Annotated in this window: 9 protein-coding genes; 3 read left to right on the top strand and 6 right to left on the bottom strand. The window is 64.8% G+C overall.

From position 1 onward, the window contains the following. The first annotated feature begins 164 nt into the window (after window positions 1-164). Both acnA and dxs read left to right on the top strand, forming a co-directional pair. A complete protein-coding gene (acnA, locus tag KPL76_RS11855; protein WP_216333722.1) occupies window positions 165-2,990 on the top strand; it encodes an aconitate hydratase AcnA in 2,826 nt (941 codons plus the stop codon). 242 nt (window positions 2,991-3,232) lie between these two features. After that, window positions 3,233-5,173, top strand: coding sequence for a 1-deoxy-D-xylulose-5-phosphate synthase (dxs, locus tag KPL76_RS11850; RefSeq protein WP_216333721.1), 1,941 nt, complete (start codon window positions 3,233-3,235; stop codon window positions 5,171-5,173). A gap of 104 nt (window positions 5,174-5,277) precedes the next feature. Here the strand turns inward: dxs and KPL76_RS11845 are convergent, their stop codons facing one another. From KPL76_RS11845 to KPL76_RS11830, 4 genes are all read right to left on the bottom strand, one after another. Continuing rightward, window positions 5,278-7,413 carry a 3-hydroxyacyl-CoA dehydrogenase NAD-binding domain-containing protein gene (locus KPL76_RS11845; RefSeq protein ID WP_216333720.1) on the bottom strand — a complete coding sequence of 712 codons (2,136 nt, stop codon included), beginning with the start codon at window positions 7,411-7,413 and terminating at the stop codon, window positions 5,278-5,280. A gap of 21 nt (window positions 7,414-7,434) precedes the next feature. Then, window positions 7,435-8,646 carry a thiolase family protein gene (locus tag KPL76_RS11840; RefSeq protein WP_216333719.1) on the bottom strand — a complete coding sequence of 404 codons (1,212 nt, stop codon included), beginning with the start codon at window positions 8,644-8,646 and terminating at the stop codon, window positions 7,435-7,437. A 127-nt stretch (window positions 8,647-8,773) separates the two neighbouring features. Further along, window positions 8,774-9,997 (bottom strand): HRDC domain-containing protein, encoded by a 1,224-nt coding sequence (locus KPL76_RS11835; protein ID WP_216333718.1) that lies wholly within the window; start codon window positions 9,995-9,997, stop codon window positions 8,774-8,776. 4 nt (window positions 9,998-10,001) lie between these two features. Continuing rightward, on the bottom strand, window positions 10,002-10,598 hold the full coding sequence (locus KPL76_RS11830; RefSeq protein WP_216333717.1) for a DUF3000 domain-containing protein: 597 nt from the start codon (window positions 10,596-10,598) through the stop codon (window positions 10,002-10,004). A gap of 128 nt (window positions 10,599-10,726) precedes the next feature. On the opposite strand from KPL76_RS11830, the gene KPL76_RS11825 reads away from it, so the two are divergent. After that, entirely contained in the window at window positions 10,727-11,962 is a 1,236-nt protein-coding gene (locus KPL76_RS11825; RefSeq protein WP_216333716.1) for a S9 family peptidase, read from the top strand. Here the strand turns inward: KPL76_RS11825 and KPL76_RS11820 are convergent. Together KPL76_RS11820 and KPL76_RS11815 are read right to left on the bottom strand one after the other, a co-directional pair. Next, window positions 11,939-12,388 carry a SufE family protein gene (locus tag KPL76_RS11820; RefSeq protein ID WP_216333715.1) on the bottom strand — a complete coding sequence of 150 codons (450 nt, stop codon included), beginning with the start codon at window positions 12,386-12,388 and terminating at the stop codon, window positions 11,939-11,941. The two genes, KPL76_RS11825 and KPL76_RS11820, sit on opposite strands and share 24 nt — an antisense overlap. A gap of 67 nt (window positions 12,389-12,455) precedes the next feature. Continuing rightward, a complete protein-coding gene (locus KPL76_RS11815; protein ID WP_216333714.1) occupies window positions 12,456-13,361 on the bottom strand; it encodes a sulfurtransferase in 906 nt (301 codons plus the stop codon). Between the last annotated feature and the right edge of the window lie 47 nt (window positions 13,362-13,408).

Raw genomic sequence — 13,408 nt, 5'->3', positions numbered from 1 at the left:
TTCGGGCGCGTGTGAAGGACCATACATACGTGTGGTGCTAAAGTTATCTCGACGTCAAGATACTTTGTGAAGCACGAGGGTGCCGCAGCCGGTTAGGTAAGCCTTCCTAGCCACGGGTATCTCGAGCGCAGAAGATTGACGTAGTCAGCGAAGGAGAGACGAACGTGAGTGCAGTCAACAGTTTTGGGTCGAAAGACACCCTGCAGGTGGGGGACAAGTCATATGAGGTCTTCCGCCTCGACACCGTTCCGGGGTACGAGAAGCTCCCGTTCAGCCTGAAGGTCCTTCTCGAGAATCTCCTTCGCACCGAAGACGGCGCGAACATCACCGCCGAGCACATCAAGACCCTCGGCGGCTGGGTTCCCACCGCCGAACCCGACACCGAGATCCAGTTCACACCTGCCCGTGTCGTGATGCAGGACTTCACTGGCGTTCCGTGCATCGTCGACCTCGCAACGATGCGGGAAGCCGTCGGAGAACTCGGCGGCGACCCGACCAAGATCAACCCGCTCGCGCCAGCCGAACTGGTCATCGACCACTCGGTCATCGCCGACCTGTTCGGCACCGAGAACGCCCTCGAGCGCAACGTCGAGATCGAGTACGAGCGCAACGGTGAGCGCTACCAGTTCCTCCGCTGGGGCCAGACTGCATTCGACGACTTCAAGGTCGTACCGCCGGGAACCGGCATCGTGCACCAGGTGAACATCGAGTACCTGGCTCGCGTCATCTTCACCCGGGAGGTCGGGGGAGTGCTCCGCGCCTACCCCGACACCTGCGTCGGCACCGACTCGCACACCACCATGGTCAACGGCCTGGGCGTGCTCGGCTGGGGCGTCGGCGGAATCGAGGCAGAGGCGGCCATGTTGGGCCAGCCCGTCTCCATGCTCATCCCGAAGGTCGTCGGCTTCAAGCTGAGCGGGTCGATCCCCGCAGGCGTCACCGCGACCGACGTCGTTCTGACGATCACGCAGATGGTGCGTAAGCACGGCGTCGTGGGCAAGTTCGTCGAGTTCTACGGCGAAGGCGTCACCGCTGTGCCGCTGGCCAACCGAGCAACCATCGGCAACATGAGCCCCGAGTTCGGCTCGACCGCCGCCATGTTCCCGATCGACGACATCACACTCGACTACCTGCGCCTCACCGGCCGCAGCGAAGAGCAGGTCGCCCTCGTCGAGGCCTACGCCAAGCTGCAGACGCTCTGGCACGACCCGTCGGTCGAACCCGCCTTCAGCGAGTACCTCGAGCTCGACCTCGGCACCGTCGTGCCGTCGATCGCCGGCCCGAAGCGCCCGCAAGACAGGGTGGAGCTCAGCCACGCGAAGTCGCAGTTCGAGCAGGACCTGAACGATTACGCCAAGCAGGACCTCTCCCGCGTGGACGCCTCGCTCGACGGCTCGTTCCCGGCCTCAGACCCCAACGGTTTCACCGCGCAAGACGAGGCCTCGGCCCACGAGCTCTCACACTCGCACGTCAGCCATGCACCGTCGACCGTCTCGGCTCCGACGAAGGTCACGACACCCGCCGGCCTGAACTACACGCTCGACCACGGAGCAGTTGCGGTCGCCGCCATCACCTCCTGCACCAACACCTCCAACCCGAGCGTGATGCTCGCGGCCGGTCTCCTCGCACGCAATGCCGTGAAGAAGGGCCTCACCTCGAAGCCATGGGTCAAGACGACCCTTGCACCGGGCTCCAAAGTCGTCACCGACTACTACGCCAAAGCAGGGCTGACCGCCGACCTCGAGGCCCTCGGCTTCTACACGGTGGGCTATGGATGCACAGTATGCATCGGAAACACCGGCCCGCTCATCGAAGAGGTCACCGACGCGATCAACAAGAACGACCTCGCCGTCACCGCAGTGCTCTCGGGCAACCGCAACTTCGAGGGTCGGATCAGCCCCGACGTGAAGATGAACTACCTGGCCTCACCGCCGCTCGTCATCGCCTACGCGCTGGCCGGCTCGATGAACTTCGACTTCGAGACTGACTCGCTCGGTACGGGCAGCGACGGCACCGAGGTGTACCTCCGCGACATCTGGCCCGACGCGGCAGAGGTGCAGCGCACGATCGACACCTCGATCAACACCGAGATGTTCACGCACGAGTACTCGAGCGTCTTCGACGGTGACGAGCGCTGGCGCTCACTGCCCACGCCGACCGGCCCCACCTTCGAGTGGGATGCCCAGTCGACCTACGTGCGCAAGCCCCCGTACTTCGAGGGCATGACCATCGAGACCACACCGGTGGCCTCGATCAGCGGTGCCCGCGTTCTTGCGAAGCTCGGCGACTCGGTGACCACCGACCACATCAGCCCCGCCGGCAACATCAAGGCAGACAGCCCTGCTGGCAAGTACCTCGATGCTCACGGTGTCGACCGCAAGGACTACAACTCCTACGGATCGCGCCGCGGCAACCACGAGATCATGATTCGCGGCACCTTTGCGAACATCCGCCTCCGCAACCAGCTCCTCGACAATGTCGAAGGCGGTTACACCCGTGACTTCACGCAGCCGGATGCCCCGCAGTCGTTCATCTATGACGCCAGTGAGAACTACCAGGCCGCGGGTATCCCGCTGGTCATCCTCGGCGGAAAGGAGTACGGCTCAGGCTCCTCGCGTGACTGGGCAGCAAAGGGCACCTCGCTGCTCGGCGTCAAGGCCGTCATCACTGAGAGCTTCGAACGGATCCACCGCTCGAACCTCATCGGCATGGGCGTGCTCCCGCTGCAGTTCCCTGCCGGCGAGTCGTGGGCCTCACTCGGGCTCGACGGCACCGAGGTCATCAGCATCTCGGGCGTCGAAGAGTTGAACGAGGGCCGCACGCCGAAGACCCTGCACGTCACTGCGGTGCCGAGCGAGAACTCGCCGGCGGGCAAGGCGACCATCGAGTTCGACGCCGTGCTGCGCATCGACACGCCCGGCGAAGCGGACTACTACCGCAACGGCGGCATTCTGCAGTACGTGCTGCGCTCGCTGGTCACCGCGGCGTAACAACCCTGCTCGCCGTTCTCCACGGCAGCTGATGCCCCATACCCTGCTTTGCTGCACCCTCAGGTGCCGACGGGGTGTGGGGCATCGTGCGTTCTGCGAGAGTTCCCCTGGCGGGTGAGCCGATCCTGCAGCCAGCGGCGCGATTGTCAAGTTCGCGGCCACGCTTCGAAGGTTCACACGAACCACCAATAGACTCGTACAACGGCTGCAGATCATCCGGATTTCGAAAGGTGGGGCACCGCGTGACACTCCTCGAACAGATCACCTCCCCCCGTGACCTCGACGCGCTGACGACAGACCAGCTCATCCAGCTCTCCGACGAGGTTCGGCAGTTCCTGATCGCCGAAGTCTCGAAGACGGGCGGGCACCTCGGGCCGAACCTGGGTGTGGTCGAACTGACCATTGCCATCCATCGTGTCTTCGATTCGCCGCACGACGCGATCGTGTTCGACACCGGGCACCAGTCCTACGTACACAAGCTCCTGACGGGCCGCCAGGACTTCAGCCACCTGCGTGAGCGCGGAGGCCTCGCCGGGTATCCCCAACGCTCTGAGAGCCCGCATGACGTCGTCGAGAGCTCCCACGCGTCGAGCTCGCTCTCGTGGGCCGACGGCATCTCCCGCGCGTTCACGATGACGGGCCAGGCCAATCGTCATGTTGTCGCGGTGGTGGGCGACGGTGCCCTCACCGGCGGTATGACCTGGGAGGCACTCAACAACATCAGCGACGACAACGACCGAAATCTGGTCATCGTCGTCAACGACAATGGCCGCTCGTACGCGCCGACCATCGGCGGCATGGCACGCTACCTCAACTCCGTACGAACTGCAGCGGGGTACCGTGATCTTCACCATTCGAGTGAACGACTCTTCGGTCATTTCGGAGCGTTCGGCCGCGCGATCTACCGAGGTGCCCGCGGCGGCATGCACGGCTTTCTGAGCCGCCTCACGAACAACGAGGCCCTCTACTCGAACCTCGACATCAAGTACATCGGCCCCATCGACGGGCACGACGTCGAGGCGATGGAGCAGGCCCTCCACCAGGCCAAGGAATACCGTCAGCCCGTCATCGTGCACGCCATCACCGAGAAGGGCCGGGGCTACCAACCGGCCCGCGCCGACGAGGCAGACCAGTTCCATGCCGTCGGCCAGATCGACCCCGAGACAGGCGAGCCGATCGGCAGCGCCTCAGGCGGCCCCTCGTGGACGAGCGTCTTCTCCGACGAGATCGCCGCGTTGGCGGAGAAGAACCCGAAGATCGTGGGCATCACCGCAGCAATGCTTCGCCCGACCGGTCTCCACACTCTCGCCGAGCGGTTTCCCTCACGCGTGCTCGACGTCGGCATCGCCGAGCAGCACGCTGTCACGAGCGCGGCCGGAATGGCCTTCGGGGGCCTGCACCCTGTTGTCGCTCTCTATGCCACCTTCATCAACCGGGCATTCGACCAGGTGCTGATGGATGTCGGGCTCCACCACGCCGGCGTCACCTTCGTTCTCGACCGCGCCGGCGTCACCGGCCCCGACGGACCGAGCCACCACGGCATCTGGGACCTGGCGATTCTTCAGGTCGTTCCGCACATCCGTCTGAGTGCCCCCCGCGACGCCGTTCGCCTGCGCGAGGTGCTGGCTGAAGCGATCGCCGTCGATGATGCACCGACGGTCATCCGGTTCCCGAAGGGCAGCGTCGGTTCGAACATCGACGCGGTCAGGCGAATGGATGATGGCGTCGACGTTCTTCGCGAGGGCGCTCAGAAAGACGTACTCATCGTCACGGTCGGCCCGTTCGCCTCAATCGGGCTCGACGTCGCCGAGCGCCTGGCAGCCCAGGGAATCGGCGCCACCGTCATCGACCCCCGCTGGGTGGTTCCGGTTGCGAAGAGTCTGATCGAACTCGCGGCAGAACACCGCCTGGTGATCACCATCGAAGACGGCATCCGCGTCGGCGGAATCGGTACGCGCATCAGGCAGGACCTGCGGGAGGCCGGCATCGACACCGCCGTGACCGAACTGGGCCTGCCCGACGAATTCATCGAACACGCCACCCGCTCACAGATTCTCGAAGACGCGAGGCTCACTCCTCAGCACATCGCTCGCGACGTCGTGGCTCAGGTACTCGGCAGCAAGATCCCCATCGCCCGCCCGCTGCCCGACGACGCCGACTCCCGCCAGCTCGACTCACACTGACAGAGGGCTCGCAGCGACCTCTCCTCGCAGGCACAGACAGCAGCGGGTTCGTCTGCCGCACTCGCGTGTGGCGACGAACCCGCTGGATCGTGTTTCAGCTGGCGCTAGCTGACTCCCGCAATGCGGGGGTGGTGGAAGGTGTCTCCGAAGACCCGCTCTGATGCGCCGACCCGGTCGAGGTAGGGCGTTGCGCCACCCATCTGGAATGGCCAGCCTGCACCCAGGATGAGGCAGAGGTCGATGTCTTCAGCTGCATGAACCACATCGTCTTCGAGCATGCGGTGGATCTCGTCGGCGAGGCCGTCTTCGACCCTGCGCAGGATCTCGTCGCCCGTCATCGGCGTGGTTCCGCCCGAGACGATCTTCACGGCCGTCTTGTCGAAGCCCTTGATCTTGCCCTTGGCGTCGCGCTCGAAGATCTTGCCGTGCTCGGCCAGCTTGTGCAGGTTCTGGCTCTCGAAGAACCGGTCGGGGAACGCGGCGTGGTGCGTGTCGAGCACATGGGCACCGACCTTGAGTCCGACGAGTTCGAGCAGTTCGAACGACGTCATCGGGAGCCCGAAGGGCGCGAGAGCCGTGTCGACGACCTCGAACGGAGTGCCGGTGTCGACCGCGTGCATGGCTTCGCCGAGCAGCTTGGCCAGAATGCGGTTCACTACGAAGCCCGGAGTGTCGCGGGTGATGACCGCATTCTTTCGCAGCTTCGCGGCGACGACCATCGCGGTGCTGAGGGTGGCGTCATTGGTGAGGGGAGTGTTCACGACCTCGACCAGAGGCATGACAGCCACCGGGTTGAAGAAGTGGAAGCCGACGACCCGCTCGGGGTGCTTGAGGTTCGCCCCGATCTGCTCGACAGAGAGCGAAGAGGTGTTCGTCGCGAGCACGGCCGTCTCTGAGATGTACTGTTCGACATCGGCGAAGACCGCCTGCTTCACGCCGAGCTCTTCGAACACCGCCTCGATGACCCAGTCCGCGTCAGCGAAATCGGCCTTGTCGGTGGTGCCGGAGATGAGGGCGTTCAGCCTGTTCGACTCGTCGGACGAGATCCGGCCCTTCGCCAGGAGTCCCGCGATCTCGCCCCGGATGTAGTCGAGGCCCTTGTCAACCCGGCCCTGGTCGAGGTCGGTGATGACCACAGGTACCTTGAGCTGGCGAACGAAGAGCAGCGCGAACTGGCTGGCCATGAGACCGGCGCCAATGACTCCGACCTTGGTGACGGGCTTCGCGAGCTTCTTGTCTGGTGCGCCCGCCGGCCGCTTGGCCCGCTTCTGCACGAGGTTGAAGGCATAGATGCTCGCCCGGAACTGATCGCCGGCAACCAGATCGGCCAAGGCGTCGTCCTCGCGGGCGAAACCCTCTTCTTTCGTGCCTGATTTTGCAGCCTTCAGCAGGTCGAGGGCGGCATACGGCGATTTGGCAACCGTACCGATGCGGCTCTCGAGCATCTTGCGGGCGATGCCCACCGCTGCATCCCACTTGACCAGGCGTTCGACCTTGCCGGGGGCGTTCGGGCGCTTGACCATGATCGAGCCGTCGAGCACGCCGTCAGCCCAGGTGAGAGACTCCTCGAGGAAGTTCGCCGACGAGAACATGACGTCGGCGATGCCGAGCTCGAGAACGTCTTTGCCCTTGAGGGTGCGGTTGTTCTTGAGCGGGTTCTCGATGATCACCTTGAGGGCGTTCTCAATGCCGATGAGGTTCGGAAGCAGGTATGCGCCGCCCCAGCCGGGGATGATACCGAGAAAGACCTCGGGCAGTGCCAGGGCGGGGATCGACGAGTCGACCGTGCGGTAGTCGGCCGCGAGGCCGATCTCGACGCCGCCACCGAGGGCCAGCCCGTTGATGAAGGCAAACGAGGGCACACCGGTCTCGCCGAGTTTGGTGAGAACGTAGTGACCGAGCTGGGCCATCTGCTTCGCCATCGCGTGCGACGACACTTCTCCCACCTTGCTCAGGTCAGCACCGGCGGCAAGGATGAACGGCTTGCCTGTTACGGCGACCGCGTCGATCTCACCGTTCGCGGCACGCTGCCGCAGGGCATCCAGTACGTCGCCGTACTCGACGAGCGTGACGGGTCCCAGCGTGTTCGGCCGCGTGTGGTCACGGTCGTTGTCGAGCGTGATGAGTGCGAGGGTCTTGCCGCTCCTCAGAGGAACGTCACGCACGTACGAGTGCGTGACGACTTCGTCGACGGAGAAGGCGATGAGTTCGGAGAAGTCGATCTTGGAGTAGTCAGTCATGGTCGTGTCAGCCGTGTCGCCCTAGCGACGTGCCTTCTTCGCCTTTCGGTCGTAGTTCGGGTTCTCCCAGATGACGGTGCCGCCCTGGCCGAGGCCGATGCACATGGCAGTCAGACCGTAGCGAACCTCGGGGTGTTCAGAGAACTGGCGGGCGAGCTGGTTCATCAGGCGCACGCCAGACGAGGCGAGCGGATGCCCGATGGCAATCGCTCCGCCGTACTCGTTGACTCTCTCGTCGTCGTCGTCGATGCCGAAGTGGTCGAGGAACGACAGTACCTGAACCGCAAACGCCTCGTTGAGCTCGAACAGCCCGATGTCGGTGATAGAGAGACCGGCCTTCTTGAGGGCTTTCTCGGTGGAGGGAACGGGCCCAATGCCCATGATCTCGGGTTCGACACCGGCGAAGGCGAAGCTCACCATTCGCATCTTGGCCGTGAGGCCGAGCTCTTTGACGGCGTCGCCGCTCGCGAGGATGCACGCCGTCGCGCCGTCGTTCAGGCCGGAGGAGTTGCCGGCGGTGACCCGGCCGTGGGGGCGGAATGGCGTGCGCAGAGTGGCGAGGCCCTCCATCGTGGTCTCGGGGCGCGGTGCCTCGTCGGCGGTGGCGAGACCCCACCCGGAGGCGCTTCGCGTGGCGACCGGAATCAGGTCGGGCTGGATCTTGCCGGCCGCGTAGGCCGCAGCGACCTTCTGCTGGCTACGCAGGGCGTAGTGGTCGGAGCGCTCTTTGGTGAGCTGAGGGAACCTGTCGTGGATGCGCTCCGCTGTCGATCCCATGTTGAGCGCCTCTTCGCTCACCAGCCGCTCGGCCAGGAAGCGTGGGTTGGGGTCTGCGCCGAACCCCATGGGGTGACGACCCATGTGCTCGACACCACCGGCGATGACGACGTCGTAGGCGCCGAAACCGATTCCGCTTCCCGTCGTCGTCACGCTCGTCATGGCGCCAGCGCACATGCGGTCGATGGCGAAACCGGGAACGGATTTCGGGAGCCCTGCGAGAAGAGCGGCCGTGCGGCCGAGTGTCAGGCCCTGGTCACCCTGCTGGGTCGTGGCCGCGATGGCGACCTCGTCGATGCGCTCGGGTGGGAGCCCAGGATTGCGTTCCAGGAGCCCCATCATGGCCTTGACCACGAGGTCATCGGCCCTGGTCTGCCAGAACATGCCCTTTTCACCCGCACGCCCGAACGGCGTACGAACTCCATCAACAAAAACGACTTCAGATATTTCGGCCACTATGCCTCATGCCTTTCGATTTACGTGCTGGTCTACACAGTGCAGGGTTTCACCCGCGCTGTCATTCGACCGTGCTGTCATTCACCATAAACACAGGCCGATTCGCGTCGAAATCGTTTGACTGTTCCTACGATTCGTCTTCGACCGCGTCGGCTGGCTGTTGGAGGGCTTGTACAAAGGCATCGGCGATCGGCTGTGCAGTAAGCCCAATCTGCCATGGCCGGGCCCCGGCCGAAGCCAGCGCAGTGGAAATGGCTTCGACATCGATTGAAGCTGGGGGAGTCCACGCCAGGCGGCGGAGAATCTCGGGCGTGAGCAGGTTCTCGAGCGGGATATGCTCGGTCTCTCCCACCTCGAGCAGTGCGGTGCGGGCCAGCTTGAGCCGGGCATCCGCTTCGGGGTTGCGGTCTGACCAGCTTCGAGGTGGCGGGAGAGTGTCGCCCGTTCGTGACAGCTGGGGTGCCGCTGTTGCATTTCGGCCGATCTCGATGGCGGCCCACCATCGGTCGAGCTCTGACCGGCTTGCCCTGCCGGTGAACTCGCGGAGAGAGGCAAGTTCACGCTTTGAAGCGGGGAGGGCACGGGCCGCCGCCGTGAGCGCGAGGTCGGGCACGAGCCGGCCCGGCGCGACATCGGTCTCCCGCGCGAGCTGGTCCCTGGCCAACCAGAGTTCACGTGCGGCAGTGAGGTTCTTGGCTCCTCGAAGCGAATGCACGCCCGACAGACGGCGCCACGGGTCTGCGGAAACCGGCTTGGCTGTCTTGTCGAGGGTCGCCTGGAACTCCTGGCGAGCGATCTCTGCCTTGCCCTGCACGTCGAGCATGTGGCTCATGACATCGCGGAGATCGATGAGAAGCTCGACATCGAGCGCTGCATATTCGAGCCACGCCGCGGGCAGCGGCCTGGTCGACCAGTCTGCTGCCGAGTGCTCCTTGGCAAGATGGATGCCCAGCAGCTCTTCGACGACCGTACCCAGCCCCACCCTGGGCAGCCCCAGCAGTCTGGCGCCCAACTCGGTGTCGAAGATCACCGTCGGGTCGAGCCCGACCTCGCGCAGGCACGCGAGATCCTGGCTGGCTGCGTGCAGCACCCACTCCTCGCCAGAGATGACGCTGGCGAGTTCGGTGAACGCACCGATCGGCGGAGGGTCGAAGAGGAAGGTACCAGCACCTCGACGGTAGATCTGGATGAGGTAGGCGCGCTGGGAGTAGCGAAAACCCGATGCCCGCTCGGCATCGACGGCCAGGGGGCCGGTACCACCGGCGATGAGCGCGACGGCCTCGAGATATTCGTGGTGTGAGTCGATGACGTGGCGGGGCTTGTTCACTGCCCCAGTCGCGAGGTCGCTCACCGGATCACTCACGCGCTGCGCGCCGGGCCTGGAGCAGCGTCACTCCTTCGGCGACAGGCGGCAGACCCGCGAGCATGCAGAGCAGGTCACCCCACGCTTCGACATGGGACTTCACGTTGCCATCTCCCGGCGTCCACGATGCTCGAAGCTCGATCTGGGCACCGTCGCCCTGCGCAGCCAGCTCTCCGAATCCCGTGGAGATGATCTTTGTTGCGGTTCCCGAAGCATGTGAATAGTTTGCACCCTGCGCGTCGAGCGCATCAATCAGCCACGACCACGTGACGTCTGCCAGGAACGGATCGAGCCCGATCTCGGTCTCGAGTGGTGCCTGAACGAAGCACACGACGCGAAAGACTCCACCCCAGGCGGCCGGCGCTTCGGGATCGTACAACAGGATGAAGCGCCCTGTGCCGAGATCAGAATCAGCGCCGTGACGCAGGGGCGTGACATCGGCAGACAACGCGAGGGTGTGGGGCGCGAGGTTCGCCGGCGAGGCTATCTCCCTGACCATCAGTTCTGGCCGCGCCGCAGCGGTGCGGAGGGAGCCCAGGGCCTCGGCGAATGCCGCAGGCAGAGCGGAGCTGGAGTCTGAATCGGGCACGTGGCCAGACTAGAGTTTTTTGAAGTAGTCGCACGCGAGGCTCGCCGCTTGAAAGTGCACGACTGGCGCTCAGACGGGCGGCGAGCAAAACAACGACAGGAGATGCGTACAGTGACAGGCCTTCAGGCATGAGCGGCAAGCGTGCTGGCGCCGAACATGCGGGGTCCCATCGGGCCAGCAAGAGTGACACCGTCTCGCCGTGGGTCCTCGGCCTCATCGCCGTGGGGGCCGCGGCCAGTTCCACAGCGGCAGCGGCAGCCTTCGTCACTGCGAAGTTCTCCCGGTCGGTGGTGATCCCGACCGATTCCTCTGATGAATCCCTTCGCATCCATGCGGTCGACGAGCCCGGCGGCACCATCACCCTCGGTGTGTCGGCAGACTCCCTGGTCGCCGGAAAGTACAGTCTCTGGTTCGCCGGCGGCACCGGTCACGCCAGGGTCGGCGACATCGTCTCGGTGACCGCCGGCCGGGTGACGCGCACGCTCGAGCGGGTCGACTACGGTGACCTCACGGATGCCCGGTGGTGCCGCCTCGGCAGCTGGTACTACCTCGATCCCCGCGAAACCGGTCTTGACGTCGTCGACGTCGAAGTCGAGACCGAACTGGGGCTCGCACCGGCGTGGTTCGTGACGGCCACCGACGACAAGGGGCACCCCAGCGACCGTTGGGTCATCCAGGTGCACGGCCGGGGCGTGCGGCGGGCCGAGACGATCCGGGCGCTCCCGCTCTTTCACGAACTCGGCTACAGCACCCTGCAGATCTCGTACCGCAACGACGGCGAGGCACCACGGAGCCCCGACGGGCGTTACGCTCTCGGCGACACGGAATGGCACGACGTCGACGCCGCGATGAAGTACGCGATCGACAACGGCGCCAAGCAGCTCATCCTCATGGGCTGGTCGATGGGTGGCGCGACAGTGCTCCAGGCAGCGACGAGGTCGGTCCGGGCATCCTATCTGCGCGCTGTGGTTCTCGACTCACCGGTGGTCGCCTGGAGTGACACGATCGTGTTCCAGGGCCACCTGAATCACCTGCCAGAGCCCATTTCGAAGGGCGTGATGGCGACCATCGGCAGTGGAATGGGCAAGCTCGTGGCCGGGCAGGCACAGCCCATCAACTTCAAGAGACTCGACTTCGTGGCCCGTGCGGCCGAGATCACGTTCCCGATCCTCATCCTGCACAGCGACGATGACGGGTTCGTGCCCTCGACGGCCTCACGGCGGCTGGCCGAGGCCCGGCCAGACCTCGTCACGCTCGTTCCGTTCTCCATCGCCAAGCACGTGCGGCTGTGGAACTATGACCCGGTCCGCTGGACGGGCTCCATTCGCGACTGGCTCACTTCACGCGGACTGGGACGCCAGTAGTTCGCGAACCTGGCGCTTCGCCCGCCCCAGCATTCCGCTCATCCCTCGAAGCCTGAGCGGCGAGACGGCCTGTGAGAGACCGAGCATCTGCGGGAAGTCGTCGGGAACGGCGAGCATCTGCTCTGCCGTCAGTCCGCTGAGGCCCTGGGCGAGAATCGAGGCGAAACCACGGGTGGTGGGGGACTCCTTGGGAGCCGTGGCGAAGAAATGCACCACAGCGTCTGCGTCGACCTCCACGAAGATGAATACCGGCGACTGGCACTCGACGACCTTCTCCAGGAGCTCCGGATGATCGGCATACCGCGTCGGGAGATCAGGCAACTCGTTCGAGAACTCCAGAAGCAGCTGCAGGCGCTCCTTCTGCGTGAGCGCGAGGAAGTCGTCGCGAATCTCGGCGAGAACGGGGAGCAGCTCAGTGTCAGACATGATGCTCCATTCTCTCAAGAACGACACTCACGAATGACCCTCATGAACGAAACTGAGCTGCCGTACCTCAGCGCGCGACGTGCTCGCCCGGCTCCGAGCCCTGCACGATCGGCGCTTGCACAGCAGAGCCCCACTCCGTCCATGAGCCGTCGTAGTTGCGCACCCCCTCGAAGCCGAGCAGGTGCGTCAGCACGAACCAGGTGTGGCTCGACCGCTCGCCGATGCGGCAGTAGGCCACCACTGCATCGTCGTCGGTCAGGCCGAGCTGGTCGCGATAGATCGCATTGAGGTCGGCGAGCGGCTTGAACGTGCCGTCTTCAGCGGCAGCTTTGGCCCAGGGAACGTTGTGGGCACTCGGGATGTGCCCGGCCCGCAGGGCACCCTCTTCGGGGTAGGCCGGTGCGGTGGTCCGTTCTCCGCTGTATTCCTCTGGTGATCGCACGTCGACGAGCTTTCCGCCCTCGTTCAGGTGAGGCACGATGTCGTCTTTGAACGCGCGGATCTCGACGTCACTGCGTTCGGCGATCGGATATTCGACCGGCGTCACCTCGGGCTCCTCGGTGGTGATGGCACGCCCTTCGGCGATCCACTTGTCACGGCCACCATCGAGCAGTCGAACGTCTTCGTGGCCGAAGAGGCTGAAGACCCAGAGCGTGTAGGCGGCCCACCAGTTGCTCTTGTCGCCGTAGATGACCACGGTGGAGTTGCGGGAGATGCCCCGGGAGCCTGCGAGCGTCGCGAACTCCTCGCCGAAGATGTAGTCCCTCGTCACGGGATCGTTGAGGTCGGTGTGCCAGTCGATCTTCACCGAGCCGGGAATGTGGCCCGTCTCATAGAGCAGCACGTCTTCGTCGGACTCGACGACGACGACATCGATGTCGTCACGATGGGCTTCGAGCCACTCGGTGCTCACCAGCCGGTCGGGGTGTGCGTATTCGGCGAACTTCGGGTTGGGGTCTGTTTCGACGGCCATTGTTACCTCCTTGCGGCCCCGGGGGAGGGCCGATCTTCGAACGTGCG

The organism is Subtercola sp. PAMC28395, assembly GCF_018889995.1.
GTDB lineage: Bacteria > Actinomycetota > Actinomycetes > Actinomycetales > Microbacteriaceae > Subtercola.
Note: the sequence above shows the minus strand (reverse complement) of the source record. Positions and strands in the feature narration are given on the sequence as shown.

What these genes read in the sequence shown, in the direction of transcription:
- KPL76_RS11820 (WP_216333715.1), bottom strand. Translation starts at nt 12,388, where the DNA reads ATGTCTGACACTGAGCTGCTCCCCGTTCTCGCCGAGATTCGCGACGAC.
- KPL76_RS11815 (WP_216333714.1), bottom strand. Translation starts at nt 13,361, where the DNA reads ATGGCCGTCGAAACAGACCCCAACCCGAAGTTCGCCGAATACGCACAC.
- KPL76_RS11845 (WP_216333720.1), bottom strand. Translation starts at nt 7,413, where the DNA reads ATGACTGACTACTCCAAGATCGACTTCTCCGAACTCATCGCCTTCTCC.
- KPL76_RS11825 (WP_216333716.1), top strand. Translation starts at nt 10,727, where the DNA reads ATGAGCGGCAAGCGTGCTGGCGCCGAACATGCGGGGTCCCATCGGGCC.